Here is a 19,314-nt window from a genome sequence, read left to right on the forward strand (position 1 = left end):
GTCAGGTATACGTACTGAAGAAGGAAGAGGGTGGCAGACACACTCCGTTCTTCAATGGATACAGACCGCAGTTCTATTTCAGAACAACTGACGTAACCGGAGATCTGCAGCTGCCGGAAGGCACTGAAATGTGCATGCCTGGAGATAACGTAGTAATGAATATCTCCCTGATCACTCCGATTGCTATCGAAGAAGGACTGAGATTCGCTATCAGAGAAGGCGGCAGAACCGTAGGTTCCGGCGTTGTAACTGAGATCATCGAGTAATTTCAGATACCGCTTAATAAAGCTATAGAAAGGATGCCCTTTGCGGCATCCTTTTTGTTTTGGGAATTCTCACGAAAACACCCCGAACCGCCCGGAAAACATGATATAATGAATTCATCTTTTTATCAGGAGAATTACCATGAATATTCAATTCAGTTTGGGGAAAAATATACCATATACAGCCATTGAAATATCCGATGAGATTACGGCGGAAGAATTGGCGGAACGGTATCGGGAGGAGACACCGTGGCCGGTAGTGGCGGCCATCATCAACCATGAGGTGAAGCCGCTGATTACGCCGATTCATAAAAACGATACCGTGCAGCTGCTGGACATCCGGAACAAGCAGGCCTATCTGATTTTTCAGAACAGCTTGATTCTGCTGTTCATCTGTTCGGTGCGGCAGATTCTGGGAAACGTGCACGTGGAGGTGATGACGTCCCTGAACGACGGGCTGTTTCTTCAGGTGATGCGTCACGGAGAGGATGGCGAGTTTCAGGTAGTGGACATGTCGGAAGATGATGTAGCGCGAACTTATTTTTATATGAAAAAAATGGTGCAGGAAGATCATCCCATTGAGGCGAAGATGTTCCGGCGAAAAGAAGCCATGGAGATTCTGAAGGAGACCGGCTTGACGGAGAAGTATCGGAGTCTGCAGCGGGTGAAGGTGGATGAAACGGTACGGATCTATACCTTGGAGGGATACAGCGACTTTTTCTACAACTACATGGTGCCTTCTACCGGGTATGTGTCCAAATTCGAGCTGATGAAGTATCGGGAGGGGCTTTTGCTGCGGCATCCGTCGGCGCAGAACCCGGGAGTGATTCCGGACTACGTGGATGAATATCGGGTGTACAACGCTTTGAAAGAGGAGCGTCAGTGGAATCATCTGCTGGGAGTGCAGTATCAAGCGGATATCAACGATCGGATTGAGTCCGGGGCGTACCGGACGCTGATTAAGTTAAGCGAAGCGCTGCACGATAAGAAGATTGTGGAGATTGCGGATCGGATTTCAAAGGAGGAGAAGAAGGTGGTGCTGATTCTAGGGCCCTCTTCTTCCGGAAAGACTACATTTGCCCATCGGCTGATTATTCAGCTGATGGTGAACGGCATGAAGCCGCTGTACATCGGAACGGATGACTATTTTGTGGAGCGGGAGGACACCCCGCTGGATGCAGACGGTCAGAAGAATTACGAGAACATCGATGCCCTGGATCTGCCCCTGTTTAATCGTCAGATGAAGGACCTTCTTGAGGGCCGGGAAGTGGATATGCCGGTGTTTAACTTCAAGACGGGGCATAAGGAGTTCGGAAAGCGGAAGACTCGCCTGGCGCGGAACGGGGTGATCGTCATTGAGGGAATTCACGCCTTCAACCACCTGCTGACCCGGCAGCTTCCGGAGGAGTCTAAATTCCGGATTTATATCAGCCCGCTGACTCAGATTAATCTGGATTCCCACAACCGGATTCCAACGACGGATACTCGGGTAATCCGCCGAATTGTTCGGGATAACCGAAACCGGGCTCATACCGCCGCCATGACTCTGCACCTCTGGCCGAAGGTGCGGGAGGGAGAGAATAAGAACATTTTCCCGCTGAGCAACGAGGCGGACGTGTTCTTCAATACGGTGCACGTCTACGAGATGACGGTGCTGAAGAAGTACGCGGTTCCGCTGCTGAAGGAGGTGCGGCAGGAGGAAGAAGAATATGCGGAGGCCCAGCGGCTTCTGCGGCTGTTCCGCTACGTGGACAGTTTGGACGATGAGAGCATTATCGCCGGGGACTCTATTCTGAGGGAGTTCATCGGCGGCAGTATTTATACGGATTAGATGGAGTAAAAGAATGATAAAGATCGCATTCCATACCCTTGGGTGCAAAGTAAATCAATACGAGAGCGAAGCCCTAATGGAGGCTTTTGCAAAAAGAGGGGCGGAGATTGTCCCGGAGACCGAGATTGCAGACGTGTATTTGGTAAATACCTGTTCGGTTACCAGCATTGCGGATCGAAAATCCCGGCAATTTATCCGCCGCATGAAGAAAAAGAATCCTCACGCTCTGATGGTGGTTACCGGCTGTTATGCCCAGGTTTCCTCGGAGGAACTGGAGGCCATGCCGGATGTGGACCTGATTATGGGCAACAACCTGAAATCCGAGATTCCGGACCGGGTCTGCGAACTGCTTCAGGCGCGGGAGAACCGTGAAACAGCTGTACCGCAGAAACGGAAGGAAGTACTGGCGTACCGCGACCTTCGGGGATACGAGGATATGGGCATCGTCACCGCCAGCGAGTCGGAGATGAGCCGGGCATATATCAAGATTCAGGAGGGCTGCAACCGCTTCTGCTCCTACTGCCTTATTCCGTATGCCCGGGGCGTAGTTCGGAGTCGTCCCCTGGAGGAAGTGCTGGAGGAGGCCAAAATGCTCCTGAACAAGGGATTCCGGGAACTGGTGCTCACGGGCATCAACACCGCCCTGTACGGCACGGAACCGGAGTTCGATTTCCAAAGAGAGCCGGGAGAAGAAGGTCTGAATGGGCTGGAAGCGGTGATTCGGCGCCTGGATGCCATGGAGGGGGATTTCCGGATTCGTCTCAGTTCCCTGGAGCCGACTGTGGTGGACATTAAACACATCGAGCGCATCGTGCAGTACGATAAGCTGTGCCATCACCTGCATCTGTCCCTTCAGAGCGGAAGCGATGCTATCCTGGAATCCATGAACCGCCACTACAATCGGGAGGATTATTTCAAGATTGTACGGTCGCTGCGGGATTTCGATCCTTGTTTTGGCATCACCACGGACATCATCGTGGGATTCCCGGGGGAAACCGAGGCGGACTTTGAGGACACTTTGGATGCGGTTCGTAAAAGCAATTTCGGCAAGGTCCACGCCTTCCGCTATTCCGCTCGGAAGGGCACCAAGGCGGCGGGCTTCAAGGACATGATTTCCGGACGCGTGAAGAGTCGGCGGGCCGGCGCCCTGGAAGAACAGGCGGACGAAATATCCAAAGAATTCTTCCGACGGAACCTGAATCGGGAAGACCGGGTGCTGGTGGAGCGCCACGAGAACGGCATGGCCACCGGGTACACCGGGAACTACATTAAAGTCTATATTCCGGATGAAGAGGAAACCCTGGATGCTGGCGGTTTCGTATCCGTCCGGCTGATAGAGCTATACGAGGACGGCTGTCTGGCTGAGATAACCGGGAAAAGGAGGTAAATCATGAGTGACTGCATTTTCTGTTCACTGGCGAACGGCGAGATCCCAACCGATATGGTCTATGAAGACGACCGCATTGCGTGCTTCCGGGATGCAGACCCGCAGGCTCCGGTTCACGTGCTGATGGTTCCGAAGGAACACATCGCATCTTTGGAAGAGTTGGATGAGAGCTATCGGGATCTGATGGGCTACATGATGGTGAAGATTCACGAAATCGCTGCTTCAGAAGGTCTGGAGAACGGTTACCGTGTGGTAATCAACACGGGCGAAGACGGTCAGCAGACGGTAAAACATCTGCACATCCATCTTCTGGGCAAAAGAAAAATGACCTGGCCACCGGGCTAAACCGGGACAATTCGGACATTTTGACCGAGGCGAGGGAACCGCAAGCCGAAGCTGCGGTTCCCTTTTTTTATGGGAAATTATGGTAAAATAAAGAAAAAAACCTTGATTTTGTAAGGAAAAACGAAAAAATGAACGTGATAAAACGCAGAAACAAAAATGCTGGGAAACCCCAGAGACAGTGTACAGCGGTGGCGCCGTGTAAGGCTTGAAAACAAAGGGTAATGCTTAGAAAAGAGTTGGAAAAATCCGAAAAAAATTTATAAAAAAAGCTTGCGTTATAAGATGATATCCGTTATACTAATAGAGCTTGTTTAAGGCGATGAAGCAGGAAGTTGCTGAGCTATCAGGTAATTTCTGCCGAGAATTGTCCTCGCGAGACGGGGGCGAAGGGGTTCGCTACTTTTGTTTTGAGCATTCATTTGGGAAACGCTCGAAAGAGTGTAGGAGCAAAACGAAAGCCCGGGGCGAATGAAGTGGAGTCCTGTACAAGCATAGCGAAAACAGTACAAATTATAGGAGGATCTACAATGAGTGAATTACAGAAAATCAGAATCAGACTGAAGGCGTACGATCACGCACTGCTGGACAAGTCCGCTGCGAAGATCGTAGAGACCGCACAGAGAACAGGCGCTGTTGTATCGGGACCAATTCCGCTGCCAACACAGAAGGAAGTGGTAACAATCATCAGAGCGGTCCACAAGTATAAGGACAGCAGAGAGCAGTTCGAGCAGAGAACTCACAAGAGACTGATCGACATCACGAACGCAACCACTAAGACGACTGATGCGCTCGCTAAGCTGGACATGCCTGCAGGCGTTGATATTGAGATCAAGCTCTAAGCTAGATTAGGAAGATCACATGAGAGGGCAATCCGGCCAAACCAGAGTGATCCGCTGTAAGAAAGTAGGAGGAGAAATATGAAGACACTGCTTGGAAAGAAAATCGGAATGACACAGATTTTCACCGAAGACGGCCAAGTTGTACCGGTAACCGTTGTTGAGGCGGGACCTGAAGTCGTAACACAGATCAAGACTGTTGAGACTGACGGATACAATGCGGTACAGGTTGGTTACGAAGACCAGAAAGCTCACAGAGTGAACAAGCCGATGACCGGACATTACGAGAAGGCCGGCGTTGCTCCAAAGAAGCATCTCGCTGAGTTCAGAATCGAAGACGGCGAGACTTATGAGCTGGGTCAGGAAATCACAGTAGCTGATTTCGAAGAGGGAATGAAGATTGACATCACTGGCATTTCCAAAGGTAAGGGAACTCAGGGTAATATCAAGAGACACGGACATCACAGAGGTCCGATGAGCCACGGTTCCAAGCATAAGAGACTGGCCGGCGCACTGGCAGCCGGAACTTATCCTTCCAGAGTATTCAAGGGCAACAAGGCTCCGGGAAGAATGGGAAGAGATAAGATTACCGTACAGAACGTTGTTCTGGTAAAAGTTATTGCTGACCGTAACCTCATGCTGGTAAAGGGCGCTGTTCCTGGAAAGAAGGGCGGAGTCGTAAGAATCAGACCGGCAATCAAAGGTCAAGATAAGTAAGAAGGCAGAAAGGAGGAAACAAAATGGCAAACATTAAAATGCTGAACATGGCCGGCGCTGAAGTTGGCGAAATCACATTGAACGATGCGATCTTCGGTATCGAGCCTAACGAGTATGCTGTACACGCTACCGTTAAAAACTATCTGGCAAACCAGAGACAGGGAACTCAATCTGCCAAGACAAGAAGCGAAGTAAGAGGAGGCGGACGTAAGCCTTTCAGACAGAAGGGAACCGGTCGTCACAGACAGGGAAGCACAACGGATCCATCCCAGATTGGTGGTGGTATCGTATTTGCGCCGAAGCCAAGAGATTACAGCTATGCAATTCCGAAGAAGGTAAAAAGACTGGCACTGAAGTCTGCGCTTTCCGCAAAGGTTGCTGAAAACGAGCTGATCGTTCTGGACGAGCTGAAGTTCGAAGCTCCGAAGACAAAAGAGATGGTTAAGGTCCTGGAGAATGTCAAGGCTGAGAAGAAGGCACTGATCGTACTCGCTGAGAAGGATGAGAACGTAATCCGTTCCGCTTCCAACCTGCAGGGCGTAAGAACTGCTCTTGTCAGCACGATGAATGTATATGAGATCGTTAATCATTACAGCCTGATTCTCACAAAGGCAGCCGCTGAGAAAATTGAGGAGGTATATGCGTAATGAAGACAGAATATCAGACAATCATCAAGCCGATCATCACCGAAGAGACGATGGATCTGGCAAGCGACAAGAAATATGTTTTCCAGGTTGCTAAGGAAGCAAACAAGACTGAAGTAAGACAGGCTGTTGAGAAGATCTTCGGCGTGAACGTTGCGAAAGTCAACATTATGAATGTAAACGGTAAAACAAAGAGAATGGGAAGATATGTCGGTAAGACAGCTGACTACAAGAAAGCTGTTATTACTCTTACTGCAGACAGCAAAGAGATCGAAATCTTCCAGGGACTGTAATATAGGAGGTATGTAAGAATGGGAATCAAGAAATACAATCCAACATCTCCAGGCCTCAGAGGAATGACGGTTTCGACATTCGAGGAAATCACCACTGATAAGCCTGAGAAAGCTCTTACAGTCACCCTCAAGAAGCACGCAGGAAGAAACGTAAGAGGTAAAATCACCGTTAGACACAGAGGCGGCGGTACAAGAGCAAAGTACAGAATCATCGATTTCAAGAGAAACAAAGATGACATTCCGGCAACTGTAAAGAGCATCGAGTATGATCCGAACAGATCTGCAAACATTGCTCTGGTATGCTACGCAGACGGTGAGAAGAGATACATTATCGCTCCGAACAAGCTGAAGGTCGGCGATGTAATCGTATCCGGTCCGGATTCGGATATCAAGGTTGGAAACGCACTTCCAATCGCTAACATTCCGGTTGGTACCATTATCCACAACATCGAGCTGAAGCCGGGCAAGGGTGCTCAGATGGTAAGATCTGCCGGTAACGGTGCTCAGCTGATGGCGAAGGAAGGCAACTATGCACAGGTTAGACTGCCATCCGGCGAAGTTCGTATGGTAAGAATCGACTGCAGAGCTACCATCGGCGAAGTTGGAAACATCGAGCATGCTAACATCCAGATTGGTAAGGCTGGACGTAAGAGACACATGGGTTGGAGACCGACCGTAAGAGGTTCCGTAATGAACCCGAACGACCACCCACACGGCGGTGGTGAAGGCAGAGCTCCAATCGGACGTAAGGGTCCGGTTACTCCATGGGGTAAGCCTGCGCTGGGTTACAAGACACGTAACAAGCATAAGGATTCCAACAAGTACATCGTTAGAAGAAGAAATGCCAAATAGGGAAGGAGCATATAATGGGAAGATCGCTTAAGAAAGGCCCTTTCGTTGATAAGAAACTCCTCAAGAGAATCGTTGAGATGAATGAGGCAAATGAAAAAGAAGTAATCAAGACATGGTCGAGACCATCGACGATTTTTCCGCAGATGGTAGGACACACAATTGCTGTTCATGACGGACGCAAGCATGTTCCGGTATACATCACGGAAGACATGGTTGGACACAGACTGGGAGAGTTCGCTCCGACCAGAACATACAAAGGCCATGCCGGTGACAAGTCAAAGTAGTAGAAAGGAGAAATTGACATGGAAGCAAAAGCAACTGCGAAATATGTAAGAATGTCTCCAAGCAAACTCAAGCCTGTTACCGACCTGGTAAGAGGAAAGGATTTGAACGAGGCACTGACCATCCTGAAGTTCACATCCGGTAAGGGTGCTGAGCTGGTGGAGAAGGTTGTACAGTCTGCTGCAGCAAACGCAGAGAACAACCACGATATGAATCCAGATGAACTGTATGTTGCAGAAATCTATGCAAACCAGGGCCCGACAATGAAGCGGTTCAGAGCCGGTGCTCAGGGAAGAGCATCTATGATTCTGAAGAGAACCAGCCACATTGCTGTGACTTTAAGAAGCAGAGAAGATGCAGAACAGAAGGTAGAAGGAGGTTCGCCAGATGGGTCAGAAAGTTAATCCACACGGTCTGAGAGTCGGAGTTAACAAGGATTGGAACTCCAAGTGGTATGCAGGAAAGAACGATTTCGCAGACTTCCTGATTGAAGACCAGCAGATCAGAAATTATGTAAAGAAGACTCTCTATGCAGCAGGCGTTGCAAGCGTTGTTGTTGAGAGACCGGCAGCAGACAAGGTAAGAGTTGTTATCCTGGCTGCAAGACCGGGAATGGTAATCGGCAGAGCAGGAGATGGCGTTGAAGAGCTGAAGAAGTCCATCGTTAAGATGACCGGCAAGACCGTAGAAATCTCCATCGAAGAAGTTCGCAGATCCGAGCTGGACGCACAGCTGACTGCAGAGAGCATTGCACAGGCTCTGGAGAGAAGAGTTTCCTTCAGAAGAGCCATGAAGCAGGCAATCCAGAGAACCATGAAAGCCAATGCAAAGGGTATCAAGGTTCTGTGCTCCGGAAGACTGGGTGGTGCGGAAATCGCCAGAAGTGAGAAGTACAGCGAAGGAAACGTTCCGCTTCACACTCTGAGAGCAGATATCGATTATGGTTTTGCAGAAGCAGACACTACATACGGAAAGATTGGTGTTAAGGTTTGGATTAACCATGGCGAGATTCTTGATAAGGGTCTCAAGGATGCAATTCCGGAATCCACCACGAACGACAGAAGAGACAGAAAGTCCAGAAGAAACGAGAAGAGAGATCGTAAGAAATCCTTCGGAAATCGTAGAAGGGACAGCCGCGAGGCTAGACCTGAGGTAAAGCCAGCTACAACAAGAGTTAGAAAAGCTCCGAAGGTAGAGGCTCCGGCTCCGGAAGCTGTAACTGAAGAGGTTCAGACAGAGAGCACAGAAGCATAGTATTAGAGAAAGGAGAGACTTGCCATGTTAATGCCAAAGCGCGTTAAACGCAGAAGAGTCCACAGAGGCAGAATGAAGGGCGTTGCAACTAAGGGCAACACCATTACATATGGAAGCTACGGTCTGATTGCGGAAGAGTGTGCATGGATCGATTCCAAACAGATCGAGGCTGCCAGAATTGCGATGACCAGATCCATCAAGAGAGGCGGAAAAGTTTACATCAAAATTTTCCCGCATAAGCCAATCACAAAGAAGCCTGCAGAAGTTCGAATGGGTTCCGGTAAAGGTAGTCCAGAGTACTGGGTTGCAGTAGTTAAGCCGGGCAGAGTAATGTTCGAAATTGAAGGCGTAACAGAAGCACAGGCAAGAGAAGCTATGAGACTTGCTGCTCATAAGTTGCCGATCAAGTGCAAATTCGCTGTAAAGAAAAAGGGTGGTGACGAATAATGGATCTGAATAAAATTAGAAAAATGACGGACCAGGAAAGAACCGCTGAGCTTGAAAAAATGCAGCAGGAGCTGTTCAACCTGAGATTCCAGCACGTTACCGGCCAGCTTGAGAATCCGGTTCGTATGAGAGAAGTGAAGAGAGATATCGCTCGGGTAAAGACGATTATCCGGGAAAAAGAGCTTGAAGGACCACAGGCATAACGGAAAGGAGGATGGACAATGGAAAGAAATAGAAGAAAGACAAGAGTTGGCATCGTTGTCAGCGACAAGATGGATAAGACTGTTGTCGTTGCTACAGAAGAAATCGTCAGACATTCTCTTTACGGTAAGGGTGTGAAGAGAACGAAGAAGTTCAAGGCACACGATGAGAATAACACATGTGGTATCGGCGATACAGTAAAAATTATGGAGACAAAGCCTCTGTCCAAGGATAAGAGATGGAGAGTTGTCGAAATCGTTGAGAAGGCTAAATAAGGAGGCGACAAATGATTCAGACAGAAACTAGACTGAGAGTTGCCGACAATTCCGGAGCAAAGGAACTTCTTTGCATCAGCATCCTCGGCGGAACAGGCCGTAAATATGCAAACATCGGTGATGTCATCGTTTGCGCAGTTAAGGATGCAACTCCTGGTGGAGTTGTCAAGAAGGGCGACGTTGTAAAGGCTGTTATCGTTAGAAGCAAGACCGGCGCTAGAAGAGATGACGGCAGCTACGTAAAGTTCGACCAGAACGCTGCAGTTATCATCAAGGACAGAACCGACAAGAATCCGGTTGGAACCCGTATCTTCGGACCTGTAGCTAGAGAGCTGAGAGATAACGGCTTCATGAAGATCGTGTCATTGGCACCGGAAGTACTGTAGGAGGTGTAACAATGCAGATTAAGAAGAATGATACAGTAGTAGTAATCGCAGGAAAGGATAAGGGTAAGACCGGAACCGTGCTGCGCGTACTGCCGAAGAAGAATAAGGTTGTTGTTGAAGGCGTTAACGTTCAGACCAAGCACGCAAGAGCAACCAGAACATCCAATTCCGAGATTAAGCACATCGAGGGACCAATCGATGCATCCAACGTTATGTTCTATGACAAGGAAGCAAAGGCCGGAACCAGAGTTGGCTACAAGGAAGAGAATGGAAAGAAAGTACGTTACTCCAAGAAGACCGGTAACGTTATAGACTAGTGAAAGGAGGAGAGACAGTGGCAAACAGACTGAAAGAAAAATACAGAACAGAAGTATTTGAAGCACTGAAGGATAAGTTCAATTATTCCAATCCGATGGAAGTTCCGAAGCTGGAGAAGATTACCATTAACATGGGTCTGGGCGAAGCAAAGGACAACTCCAAGATCATGGAAAGCGCTGTTAAGGAAATCGCTCTGATCGCCGGACAGAAGCCGGTTGTTACAAAGGCTAGAAAGTCCATCGCTAACTTCAAGGTTAGACAGGGTATGCCGGTTGGTGCAAAGGTTACACTGAGAGGCGACAGAATGTATGCATTCGCAGACAAGCTGTTCAACATTTCTCTTCCAAGAGTAAGAGACTTCAAGGGTGTAAACAGAAACTCTTTTGACGGCAGAGGAAACTATTCCATGGGCGTTAAAGAACAGCTCATCTTCCCTGAAATTGTGTATGATGATGTTGAAACCGTAAAGGGAATGAACATCGTGTTCACGACAACGGCTAAGACCGACGAAGAAGCTCAGGCACTTCTTGAGCTGATGGGCATGCCGTTCGCAAAGTAATTTAGGAGGAGAAAATGGCTAAGACATCGCTAAAGGTTAAACAGCAGAGAAAGCCTAAGTATAAGACTCGGGCTTACACAAGATGCAGAGTATGCGGCAGACCGCACTCTGTTCTGAAGAAATACGGTATCTGCCGTATCTGCTTCAGAGAGCTTGCTTACAAGGGCGAAATTCCGGGCGTAAGAAAAGCAAGCTGGTAGGTTTAAGTTGCGAAGGCCCGTCACTGAATTGCAGTGCGGGAACCGCGTGAGGAAAGGAGAATTACTGTTATGGCAATGACAGACCCAATAGCAGATATGCTGACAAGAATCAGAAATGCCAACACAGCTGGACACAAGACAGTAGATATTCCGGCATCCAAGATGAAGAAATCTATTGCTGAAATCCTGAAGAACGAAGGATTCATCAACAGCTACGAGGTCGTTTCTGACAGTGCACAGGGCACTATCAAAGTTGAACTCAAGTATGGTCCGAACAGAGAGAAGACCATTTATGGAATCAAGAAAATTTCCAAGCCAGGACTGAGAGTATATGCGAAAGCAGATCAGGTTCCAAAGGTTCTGGGTGGACTCGGTATCGCAATTCTCTCCACATCCAACGGTGTGATTACTGATAAGCAGGCTCGCAAGCTGGGTGTTGGCGGAGAAGTTATTTGTTACGTTTGGTAGGAGGTATAGAAAATGTCAAGAATTGGTGTTAAACCTATTACTATCCCTGCCGGCGTAGAAGTAACGGTAGACGATAATAATCTGGTAAAAGTAAAAGGTCCGAAGGGCGAGATGGAGAACAGCGTAAACGCGGATCTGGAAATCAAGATTGAAGACGGCGTACTCACCGTCACTAGACCGACCGATGACAGAATTCACAGAGCGCAGCACGGTCTGGCTAGAACTTTGATTCACAACATGGTTGTCGGTGTAACCGATGGCTTCCAGAAGAAGATGACCATCAACGGTGTAGGTTACTCTGCATCCAAGAAGGGCAACACTCTGGTTCTGAAACTCGGATTCTCCCATCCGGTAGAGATGGTTGATCCGGAAGGTATTGAAACAGAAGTTCCGGACGCTACAACTGTAATCGTCAAGGGTTCTGATAAGGCAAAGGTAGGAAACTACGCTGCAAACATCAGAGCATGGAGAAAGCCTGAACCTTACAAGGGTAAGGGAATCATCATGGAAGGCGAAGTTGTTCAGAAGAAGGAAGGAAAGAGCGGAGCTAAATAAGAAGGGAGGATTTGAAAAATGGCAAAAGCTAGCAGAAATGATAGAAGACTCAAAAGACACGAAAGAGTCAGAAAAAACGTTTTCGGAACTCCCGAGAAGCCAAGACTTTGCGTTTATAGATCGAACTGCAATATTTCGGCTCAGATTATCGATGATGTTAACGGAAACACTCTGGTTTCCGCATCTTCTCTCGATAAGGAGCTCAAGGCTCAGCTGGAGAACGGTGGAAACAAGGATGCAGCGAAGGCTGTAGGCAAAGCAGTTGGTGAAAGAGCAGTCGCTAAGGGCATCAAGGTAGTTGCTTTCGATAGAGGCGGATACCTGTACCACGGCAGAGTTAAGGAACTCGCTGACGGTGCTCGCGAAGCTGGATTAGAATTCTAAGGGAGGACAAGGAATGCGTAGCAAAATTGATGCATCCAAGCTGGAACTCACTGAGACCATCGTAAATATCAGACGTGTTGCTAAGACCGTAAAGGGCGGTAGAAACATGAGATTCAGTGTTACTATCGTTGTCGGCGATGGCGAAGGTCACGTTGGTATCGGACTCGGTAAGGCTCAGGAAATCCCTGAAGCAGTAAGAAAAGCTACTGAGGATGCGAAGAAGAAACTGATTTATGTACCGACAGTAGGAACAACCGTTCCTCACGAAACACTGGGAATCTTCGGCGCAGGAAAGGTTCTGATTATGCCTTCCGCACCGGGAACCGGAGTTATCGCTGGTTCTTCCGTACGTACCGTACTGGAAGCTGCCGGAATTAAGGACGTTAGAGCGAAATCGCTCGGTTCAAGCAATACTGGAAACATGGCACTGGCAACTATCGAGGGTCTGAGAAACCTCACCACCATTGATGAAGTTGCAAAGCGTCGTGGTAAGACACCGGAAGAAATTTTAGGATAGGAGGCAAAGATATGGCAAAGACATTAAAGATTACTTTAGTCAAGAGCACCATCGGCGCATCCCCTAAACAGAAGAAGACCGTGGAAGCACTGGGCCTGAAGAAGCTGCACCACTCCGTAGAACTGGCAGATTCCGCTGCAGTTCGCGGTGCAATCGCAAAGGTTTCCCATCTTCTGAGCGTTGAAGAACTATAAGGAGGAATGTGACCATGAGACTTCATGAATTAAAAGCAGCTGAGGGCTCCACAAAGGCTCCAAAGAGAAGAGGCCGCGGTACCGCTACCGGCCAGGGTAAAACCGGTGGTAGAGGTATGAACGGTCAGAAATCTCGTAGCGGCGGCGGAGTAAGACTCGGCTTCGAGGGTGGCCAGATGCCACTGTACAGAAGACTTCCGAAGAGAGGATTCACCAATCCGTTCACAAAGGAGTATTCTGAAGTAAACGTACAGGATCTGAATCGTTTCGAAGACGGTGCTGTTGTAGATTGCGCAGCTCTTGTTGAAGCAGGAGTTGTTAAGCAGGTAAAGGATGGCGTTAAAGTCCTGGGCAACGGCGAAATCACAAAGAAGATCACTGTAAAAGCTGAAAAGTTCAGCAAGAGTGCTGTAGAAAAGATTGAAGCAGCAGGAGGAAAGGTAGAGGTGCTCTAAATGGAGTTACTGAAGACTCTCTCACAGGCATGGAAAGTTGAAGAGCTTCGGAAGAAGATTCTCTTCACACTCATGATGTTGGTTGTATATCGAATCGGATCCAATATTCCGGTTCCGGGAATTAACAGAGCATACTTATCACAAATGTTCTCTGGAGAGACAGGTCTTCTGGATCTTTTCGATCTGTTTTCTGGTGGATCGTTCAGTAATTTTACAATTTTCGCGCTGAGTATCACACCATATGTTACAGCATCTATTATCGTACAGCTTCTGACAATTGCACTTCCTTACTTTGAAAGACTTTCGAAAGAAGGAAACGAAGGCCACAAGAAGATGGCGACAATCACCCGATACATGACGGTTGTCCTGGGTCTGATCCAGGCAATCGGACTGACGGTGGGCCTCTTCAAGAACGCGGTCGTTGATAAGAGCGCATTTGCCTCAATTACGATAATTATGGTATTGACAGCAGGTACAGTGTTCCTGATGTGGCTGGGTGAGCAGATTAACGAGTATGGTATCGGCAACGGAATCTCACTGATTATCTTTGCCGGTATCGTGGATCGCTTCCCGACATTCGTCAGAAATACTTACGCTCAGGTATCGGAGGGTGCGATTAGCGGAGTTGCTGTATTAACATTATTGATTGTATCTATTATGCTTGTAATGGTAATCATACTGTTCGAGCAAGGCGTTCGAAAGATTCCGGTGCAGTATGCAAAGCGAGTTGTGGGACGTAAAATGTATGGGGGACAGTCAACACACATTCCGATGAAGGTGAACCAGGCCGGAGTTATTCCGATCATCTTCTCGCTATCGCTGTTACAGTTCCCGCTGATTGTTACATACTTCGCTCCGAAATCAGCATATGCGGACTTTGTCAACAAGTACATATCACCGTCCGGAGACCCGGGTCTCTGGATTTATGTAGTATTAAACGTTGTTCTCACAATGTTCTTCACTTACTTCTACACCGCGATTACATTTAATCCGACAGAAGTGGCAGAGAATATGCGTCAGAGTGGCGGCTTTGTCCCCGGTATTCGTCCGGGAACGGCAACAGTGGAATACCTTTCCCGTGTAATGTCAAGACTGTGCTTCAGCGGAGGCCTGTTCCTGGCAGCGGTATCGGTGATTCCAACTATCGTCAGCAATTTTACACCGTTTGAAATGACATTCGGAGGTACTTCCCTCCTGATTGCCGTAGGTGTTGCAATCGACACGGTGAAACAGATTCAGAATCAAATGCTGATGAGAAACTATCAGGGATTCCTGAAATAAATATTGCTTCGTGGAACACAGAGGAGAGATGAAATGCTTAGAGCTGTTTTGCTGGGACCTCCGGGAGCCGGAAAGGGAACCCAGGCCGTAAGACTGGTAGAAAAGTATGAGATTCCGCACATTTCTACCGGCGATATCTTCCGGAAGAATATTAAGGAAGGTACCGAGCTGGGGAAAAAAGCGCAGGAGTACATGAATGCAGGTGCGCTTGTACCGGATGAACTGGTTGTTGATCTGGTAAAGGACAGACTGCAGCAGGATGATTGTAAGAACGGATTCCTGTTGGATGGATTTCCAAGAACGATTTTCCAGGCAGAAAAGCTGGATGAATTCCTTTCGGAATCCAATCTGAAAATGGATATCGTAATCAACCTCAAGGTTGAAAAGGAAGCTTTGATTAAGCGACTGACCGGCAGAAGAGTCTGCAAGGACTGCGGTGCAAGCTATCATATCGTCAACATTCCTCCGAAGAAGGAAGGTGTCTGCGATATCTGTGGCGGTGAGCTGATTCAGAGAAAAGACGACAACATTGAGACTGTGGAGAACAGAATCAACGTCTATGAAGAGCAGACCGCTCCGCTCATTGGATATTATAAGGAAGCAGGTTCGCTGGTTGACTTTGACGGAGAAGCTTCTCTGGACGAAGTTTTCGATGCAATCGTTCAGGCAATCGGTGAGCAGGAATAATTCCTGACGTTATAATTAAAGGAGACTGATATTATGGCGAAAAAGAATGCCATCGAGGTTATGGGCACAGTCGTGGATGCTCAGCCTAACGCAATGTTCAAGGTAAAGCTGGAAAACGGTTTTGAAGTCCTTGCACACATTTCCGGAAAGATTCGTATGAATTACATTCGAATTCTCCCGGGCGACCGCGTTAGAGTAGAGCTTTCTCCGTATGACTTGACTCGTGGACGCATTACCTGGCGTGATAAGAACAATAACAACTAAGTATAAGGAGGAACTAACATGAAGGTAAGAGCTTCAGTTAAGCCTATGTGTGAGAAGTGCAAAGTAATCAAAAGACACGGTAGAGTCATGGTTATTTGTGAGAACCCTAAGCACAAGCAGAGACAAGGCTAGTTTTATCAGATATTAATAAAAACATATTAATATAAGGCACTGCTTTGCCGGGAAAGCGGTGTGACTATTCAAAATTGCAACCCCTGTCTATATCGCCCCCGGAGTGGTGATGGAAGATGGGAAAGGAGGAAGAAATGGCAAGAATTGCCGGAGTTGACCTGCCAAGAGATAAGAGAATCGAAATCGGTCTGACTTATATTTATGGTATTGGTCTGAAGACGTCTAAGGATATCCTCGCTAAAGCGAACGTAAATCCAGACATCAGAGTTAAGGATCTGTCCGAGGAAGATGCCGGAAAGATCAGAAAGGTAATCGAAAGCGATTACATCGTAGAAGGTGACCTGAGAAGAGAGACTTCCCTCAACATCAAGAGACTGATGGAGATCGGAAGCTACAGAGGCATCAGACACAGAAGAGGTCTTCCAGTAAGAGGACAGAAAACCAAGACGAACGCTAGAACTCGTAAAGGACCTAAGCGTCTGGCTGGTAAGAAGAAATAAGGTGAGGAGGTAGAGAAATATGGCTGCTAAAAAGCAAGTTAGAAAGAAAAAAAGAGAACGTAAACACGTTGAAAGAGGCCAAGCTCATATCCAGTCCACCTTTAACAACACACTGATTACTCTGACTGATATGGACGGTAACGCTCTTTCTTGGTCCAGTGCAGGCTCCAATGGGTTCAAGGGCTCCAGAAAGTCCACACCATTCGCTGCACAGAGTGCTGCAGAAGTAGCTGCGAAGGCTGCTATGGAGCACGGTCTGAAATCCGTAGAAGTATTTGTAAAGGGACCGGGTTCCGGTAGAGAAGCTGCTATCAGAGCACTGGAAACCGCAGGCCTGAAGGTTGTATCCATCAAGGATATTACACCGATTCCGCACAACGGATGCAGACCGCCTAAGAAGAGAAGAGTCTAATCGGAAGGAGGAGTAATACATGGCTAGAAATAGAGAACCGGTACTGAAGAGAGCAAAGGCACTTGGCATTGAGCCTCAGTACCTGGGAATTAATAAGAAATCGAAGAGACAGGTTCAGCAGAGCAGAAGAAAGAAGAGCGAGTACGGTATTCAGCTGACTGAGAAACAGAAGGTTAAGTTCTACTACGGACTTCAGGAAACTCAGTTCAGAAACACCTACGAGAAGGCTACCAAGAGAGCCGGCGGTGCAGGTGAAAACCTTCTGATTATGCTGGAGAGCAGATTCGACAATGTAGTATTCAGAATGGGATTTGCTGCAACAAGAAGAGAAGCCAGACAGCTGGTTTCCCACGGACACTTCCTGGTAAACGGAAAGAAAGCAAACATTCCTTCTATGGAACTGAAGGCTGGAGACGTTATCTCCGTAAAGGAAAAGTCCAAGTCCTCTCCGAAGTTCAAGGAGCTGAGAGACATGGTTATCACCACTCCACAGTGGCTGGATATTGACCTGGACAAGCTGGAAGGCAAGATCCTGACTGCTCCAACTCGTGCTGACATCGATTTACCAATCGAAGAGCGTTACATCGTAGAGTTCTACTCTAGATAATGCGTTTAATGTTTTTACATTTTGCTGGTAAATTAATGGGAGGAAGAGAATGATCGAGATAGTAAAGCCAACAATCACTAAAGAAATCGATGAGAATGGCCACTATGGTAAGTTTGTCGTAGAACCTCTGGAAAGAGGATACGGCACAACATTAGGTAACTGTATGAGAAGAATTCTCCTGAGTTCCCTGCCAGGCGCTGCTATCACTTCGGTAAAGATCGATGGAATTCTTCACGAGTTCTCGACGATTCCTGGCGTTAAGGAAGATGTGACGGAAATTATCCTCAATCTGAAAAGACTGGCAGTTCGCATCAACGGAGATGAGAACAAGAGAGCCATCATTAACGCAGTGGGTCCGAAAGAAGTAACAGCTGCCGACATCATTGTGGATGCGGATACGGAAATTTTCAACCCGGATCTGCACATTGCAACGCTTGCAGATAATGCGACACTTGTAATGGAGATGAATCTGACTTCGGGAAGAGGTTATGTTCCGGCGGAACAGAACAAAAAGGAAAATACTCCGATCGCAGAAATTCCAGTGGATTCTATTTTTACTCCTGTGAAGAAAGTAAACTTCACGGTAGACAATACGAGAGTCGGCCAGGTTACAGACTTTGACAAGCTGACCCTGGAACTCTGGACAGATGGATCGATTACACCGGAAGAAGGCGTTTCAATTGGTGCGAAAATCATGCAGGAGCATCTCAACTTGTTCATCGGACTGGGTTCCGATGTGGATGAGATGGAATTCATGATCGAAAAAGACGAAGACCGCAAGGTTAAAGCACTTGAAATGACAATTGAGGACCTTGAATTGTCGGTTCGTTCATTCAACTGCCTCAAGAGAGCATCCATCAACACCGTTGAGGAATTGACCCAGCGGTCCGAGGAAGACATGATGAAGGTCAGAAACCTCGGAATGAAGTCACTTGTAGAAGTGAAGAACAAGCTGGCTGAGCTCGGATTGAGCCTCAAGCCAAACGACGATAACTAAGCGAAAGGAGCATACTGATGAAGGGTTACAGAAAGCTGGGCAGAAATTCTGCACACAGAAAATCCATGCTGAGAAACCTGGTAACCGATCTCTTCAGAGAGGGTAGAATCACTACCACTGAGATGAGAGCGAAAGAAGCCGGCCGTATCGCTGAAAAGATGATCACAAAGGCTAAGAAGGGTGATCTTCACGCACGGAGACAGGTACTCGAATATATCTTTGACGAGGACGTTGTAACAAAGCTGTTTGAAGAAATCGCTCCGGGATATGAAGATAGAAATGGTGGTTACACCAGAATCCTCAAGCTCGGACCGAGACAGGGAGACAACGCAGAAGTCGTATATCTGGAACTGGTATAAGATATGATTTAACAGGCGGAGCGGGCTGAGCCCGCTTCCGCTGCGTATACTTGAATAAGTAAGATGAAACGTCTTTAGATAACCTGCGGTTTCAAGGGGTCCTGCGCAATGGATGCCCGTGAACCTTGTCAGGACCGAGAGGGAGCAGCAATAAGCGGTTCCGTCCGTGTGCCGCAGATCCACCTCTTGATGGACTGCAGGTTATCTAAGGACGTTTTTTTATTGTTTTAAACAGAAAAGCCGAGATGAATTTATAAAAATACTTATATTTTATTGACAAAAGAACGTAATCGGTAAACCACCCGTGCCTTTACAAACAAAGAACAAAAGAAAACGAGGAACCTCTTGCGAGAATTCCTCGTTCTTTGTTTTCTGTATTTCAACCAGGCCAGCATCGCTGCTGGCAAGGCTA

Annotated in this window: 34 protein-coding genes and 1 other RNA gene; all 35 read left to right on the forward strand. The window is 47.7% G+C overall.

All coding sequences use genetic code 11. The features are described 5' to 3' along the window. Positions 1-266: EF-Tu C-terminal domain-related protein (locus FYJ65_RS08710; RefSeq protein ID WP_465223473.1), on the forward strand; the 266-nt coding region annotated here is incomplete at its 5' end. A gap of 139 nt (positions 267-405) precedes the next feature. Next, entirely contained in the window at positions 406-2,094 is a 1,689-nt protein-coding gene (locus FYJ65_RS08715) for a nucleoside kinase (RefSeq protein WP_154554938.1), read from the forward strand. Between the two features lie 13 nt (positions 2,095-2,107). Further along, entirely contained in the window at positions 2,108-3,481 is a 1,374-nt protein-coding gene (mtaB, locus tag FYJ65_RS08720) for a tRNA (N(6)-L-threonylcarbamoyladenosine(37)-C(2))-methylthiotransferase MtaB (protein ID WP_154554939.1), read from the forward strand. Positions 3,482-3,484: 3 nt separating this feature from the next. Continuing rightward, positions 3,485-3,826 carry a histidine triad nucleotide-binding protein gene (locus FYJ65_RS08725; RefSeq protein WP_154554940.1) on the forward strand — a complete coding sequence of 114 codons (342 nt, stop codon included), beginning with the start codon at positions 3,485-3,487 and terminating at the stop codon, positions 3,824-3,826. 527 nt (positions 3,827-4,353) lie between these two features. Beyond that, complete coding sequence (gene rpsJ, locus FYJ65_RS08730) at positions 4,354-4,665, forward strand: 30S ribosomal protein S10 (RefSeq protein WP_154554941.1); 312 nt, start codon at positions 4,354-4,356, stop codon at positions 4,663-4,665. Positions 4,666-4,743: 78 nt separating this feature from the next. Continuing rightward, positions 4,744-5,379 (forward strand): 50S ribosomal protein L3, encoded by a 636-nt coding sequence (rplC, locus tag FYJ65_RS08735; protein WP_154554942.1) that lies wholly within the window; start codon positions 4,744-4,746, stop codon positions 5,377-5,379. Between the two features lie 23 nt (positions 5,380-5,402). Next, the gene (gene rplD, locus FYJ65_RS08740; protein ID WP_154554943.1) at positions 5,403-6,026 is read left to right on the forward strand and encodes a 50S ribosomal protein L4; all 624 of its coding nucleotides are present in this window, start codon (positions 5,403-5,405) and stop codon (positions 6,024-6,026) included. Continuing rightward, a complete protein-coding gene (gene rplW / locus FYJ65_RS08745; protein ID WP_154554944.1) occupies positions 6,026-6,316 on the forward strand; it encodes a 50S ribosomal protein L23 in 291 nt (96 codons plus the stop codon). Before rplD ends, rplW begins: the two co-directional genes overlap by 1 nt. 18 nt (positions 6,317-6,334) lie before the next feature. Continuing rightward, positions 6,335-7,168: a 50S ribosomal protein L2 gene (gene rplB / locus FYJ65_RS08750; protein ID WP_154554945.1), complete on the forward strand. Its 834-nt coding sequence runs from the start codon at positions 6,335-6,337 to the stop codon at positions 7,166-7,168. Positions 7,169-7,182: 14 nt separating this feature from the next. Continuing rightward, positions 7,183-7,452, forward strand: coding sequence for a 30S ribosomal protein S19 (gene rpsS / locus FYJ65_RS08755; protein ID WP_154554946.1), 270 nt, complete (start codon positions 7,183-7,185; stop codon positions 7,450-7,452). Between the two features lie 18 nt (positions 7,453-7,470). Next, the gene (rplV, locus tag FYJ65_RS08760; RefSeq protein WP_154554947.1) at positions 7,471-7,854 is read left to right on the forward strand and encodes a 50S ribosomal protein L22; all 384 of its coding nucleotides are present in this window, start codon (positions 7,471-7,473) and stop codon (positions 7,852-7,854) included. Then, positions 7,838-8,704: a 30S ribosomal protein S3 gene (gene rpsC, locus FYJ65_RS08765; protein ID WP_154554948.1), complete on the forward strand. Its 867-nt coding sequence runs from the start codon at positions 7,838-7,840 to the stop codon at positions 8,702-8,704. The genes rplV and rpsC overlap by 17 nt, the downstream gene beginning before the upstream one ends. Before the next feature lie 24 nt (positions 8,705-8,728). After that, positions 8,729-9,151: a 50S ribosomal protein L16 gene (rplP, locus tag FYJ65_RS08770; RefSeq protein WP_154554949.1), complete on the forward strand. Its 423-nt coding sequence runs from the start codon at positions 8,729-8,731 to the stop codon at positions 9,149-9,151. Beyond that, positions 9,151-9,354 carry a 50S ribosomal protein L29 gene (gene rpmC / locus FYJ65_RS08775; RefSeq protein ID WP_154554950.1) on the forward strand — a complete coding sequence of 68 codons (204 nt, stop codon included), beginning with the start codon at positions 9,151-9,153 and terminating at the stop codon, positions 9,352-9,354. The genes rplP and rpmC overlap by 1 nt, the downstream gene beginning before the upstream one ends. Before the next feature lie 18 nt (positions 9,355-9,372). After that, complete coding sequence (gene rpsQ / locus FYJ65_RS08780; RefSeq protein ID WP_154554951.1) at positions 9,373-9,627, forward strand: 30S ribosomal protein S17; 255 nt, start codon at positions 9,373-9,375, stop codon at positions 9,625-9,627. An 11-nt stretch (positions 9,628-9,638) separates the two neighbouring features. Beyond that, complete coding sequence (rplN, locus tag FYJ65_RS08785; RefSeq protein ID WP_154554952.1) at positions 9,639-10,013, forward strand: 50S ribosomal protein L14; 375 nt, start codon at positions 9,639-9,641, stop codon at positions 10,011-10,013. An 11-nt stretch (positions 10,014-10,024) separates the two neighbouring features. After that, entirely contained in the window at positions 10,025-10,330 is a 306-nt protein-coding gene (rplX, locus tag FYJ65_RS08790; RefSeq protein WP_154554953.1) for a 50S ribosomal protein L24, read from the forward strand. A 17-nt stretch (positions 10,331-10,347) separates the two neighbouring features. Continuing rightward, positions 10,348-10,890 carry a 50S ribosomal protein L5 gene (rplE, locus tag FYJ65_RS08795; protein WP_277672035.1) on the forward strand — a complete coding sequence of 181 codons (543 nt, stop codon included), beginning with the start codon at positions 10,348-10,350 and terminating at the stop codon, positions 10,888-10,890. A 14-nt stretch (positions 10,891-10,904) separates the two neighbouring features. Then, a complete protein-coding gene (locus FYJ65_RS08800) occupies positions 10,905-11,090 on the forward strand; it encodes a type Z 30S ribosomal protein S14 (protein WP_154554954.1) in 186 nt (61 codons plus the stop codon). A 69-nt stretch (positions 11,091-11,159) separates the two neighbouring features. After that, the gene (rpsH, locus tag FYJ65_RS08805) at positions 11,160-11,558 is read left to right on the forward strand and encodes a 30S ribosomal protein S8 (protein ID WP_154554955.1); all 399 of its coding nucleotides are present in this window, start codon (positions 11,160-11,162) and stop codon (positions 11,556-11,558) included. 12 nt (positions 11,559-11,570) lie between these two features. Further along, positions 11,571-12,113, forward strand: coding sequence for a 50S ribosomal protein L6 (gene rplF / locus FYJ65_RS08810; RefSeq protein WP_154554956.1), 543 nt, complete (start codon positions 11,571-11,573; stop codon positions 12,111-12,113). A gap of 18 nt (positions 12,114-12,131) precedes the next feature. After that, positions 12,132-12,497 carry a 50S ribosomal protein L18 gene (gene rplR, locus FYJ65_RS08815; RefSeq protein WP_154554957.1) on the forward strand — a complete coding sequence of 122 codons (366 nt, stop codon included), beginning with the start codon at positions 12,132-12,134 and terminating at the stop codon, positions 12,495-12,497. A gap of 13 nt (positions 12,498-12,510) precedes the next feature. Next, the gene (gene rpsE, locus FYJ65_RS08820) at positions 12,511-13,014 is read left to right on the forward strand and encodes a 30S ribosomal protein S5 (protein ID WP_154554958.1); all 504 of its coding nucleotides are present in this window, start codon (positions 12,511-12,513) and stop codon (positions 13,012-13,014) included. Between the two features lie 11 nt (positions 13,015-13,025). Then, entirely contained in the window at positions 13,026-13,208 is a 183-nt protein-coding gene (rpmD, locus tag FYJ65_RS08825) for a 50S ribosomal protein L30 (protein WP_154554959.1), read from the forward strand. A gap of 14 nt (positions 13,209-13,222) precedes the next feature. After that, positions 13,223-13,663 carry a 50S ribosomal protein L15 gene (gene rplO / locus FYJ65_RS08830; RefSeq protein ID WP_154554960.1) on the forward strand — a complete coding sequence of 147 codons (441 nt, stop codon included), beginning with the start codon at positions 13,223-13,225 and terminating at the stop codon, positions 13,661-13,663. Next, the gene (gene secY, locus FYJ65_RS08835) at positions 13,664-14,944 is read left to right on the forward strand and encodes a preprotein translocase subunit SecY (protein ID WP_154554961.1); all 1,281 of its coding nucleotides are present in this window, start codon (positions 13,664-13,666) and stop codon (positions 14,942-14,944) included. A 33-nt stretch (positions 14,945-14,977) separates the two neighbouring features. Beyond that, positions 14,978-15,631, forward strand: coding sequence for an adenylate kinase (locus FYJ65_RS08840; protein WP_154554962.1), 654 nt, complete (start codon positions 14,978-14,980; stop codon positions 15,629-15,631). 33 nt (positions 15,632-15,664) lie between these two features. After that, positions 15,665-15,895 (forward strand): translation initiation factor IF-1, encoded by a 231-nt coding sequence (gene infA, locus FYJ65_RS08845; RefSeq protein ID WP_154554963.1) that lies wholly within the window; start codon positions 15,665-15,667, stop codon positions 15,893-15,895. An 18-nt stretch (positions 15,896-15,913) separates the two neighbouring features. Continuing rightward, positions 15,914-16,027 (forward strand): 50S ribosomal protein L36, encoded by a 114-nt coding sequence (gene rpmJ / locus FYJ65_RS08850; RefSeq protein ID WP_154554964.1) that lies wholly within the window; start codon positions 15,914-15,916, stop codon positions 16,025-16,027. A 134-nt stretch (positions 16,028-16,161) separates the two neighbouring features. Then, positions 16,162-16,527, forward strand: a complete 366-nt coding sequence (gene rpsM / locus FYJ65_RS08855) for a 30S ribosomal protein S13 (protein ID WP_154554965.1) — start codon at positions 16,162-16,164, stop codon at positions 16,525-16,527. Between the two features lie 19 nt (positions 16,528-16,546). Further along, positions 16,547-16,939, forward strand: coding sequence for a 30S ribosomal protein S11 (gene rpsK / locus FYJ65_RS08860; RefSeq protein WP_154554966.1), 393 nt, complete (start codon positions 16,547-16,549; stop codon positions 16,937-16,939). 19 nt (positions 16,940-16,958) lie between these two features. Beyond that, positions 16,959-17,546, forward strand: coding sequence for a 30S ribosomal protein S4 (gene rpsD / locus FYJ65_RS08865; protein WP_154554967.1), 588 nt, complete (start codon positions 16,959-16,961; stop codon positions 17,544-17,546). Positions 17,547-17,595: 49 nt separating this feature from the next. Further along, complete coding sequence (locus tag FYJ65_RS08870; protein WP_154554968.1) at positions 17,596-18,543, forward strand: DNA-directed RNA polymerase subunit alpha; 948 nt, start codon at positions 17,596-17,598, stop codon at positions 18,541-18,543. A gap of 17 nt (positions 18,544-18,560) precedes the next feature. Then, entirely contained in the window at positions 18,561-18,902 is a 342-nt protein-coding gene (rplQ, locus tag FYJ65_RS08875) for a 50S ribosomal protein L17 (protein WP_154554969.1), read from the forward strand. A 7-nt stretch (positions 18,903-18,909) separates the two neighbouring features. Then, an RNA gene (gene ffs, locus FYJ65_RS08880) (signal recognition particle sRNA large type) lies at positions 18,910-19,134 on the forward strand. The last annotated feature ends 180 nt before the right edge of the window (positions 19,135-19,314 follow it).

It is taken from the genome of Mogibacterium kristiansenii (assembly GCF_009695905.1).
In the GTDB taxonomy this organism is placed as follows: Bacteria; Bacillota; Clostridia; order Peptostreptococcales; family Anaerovoracaceae; genus Mogibacterium_A; species Mogibacterium_A kristiansenii.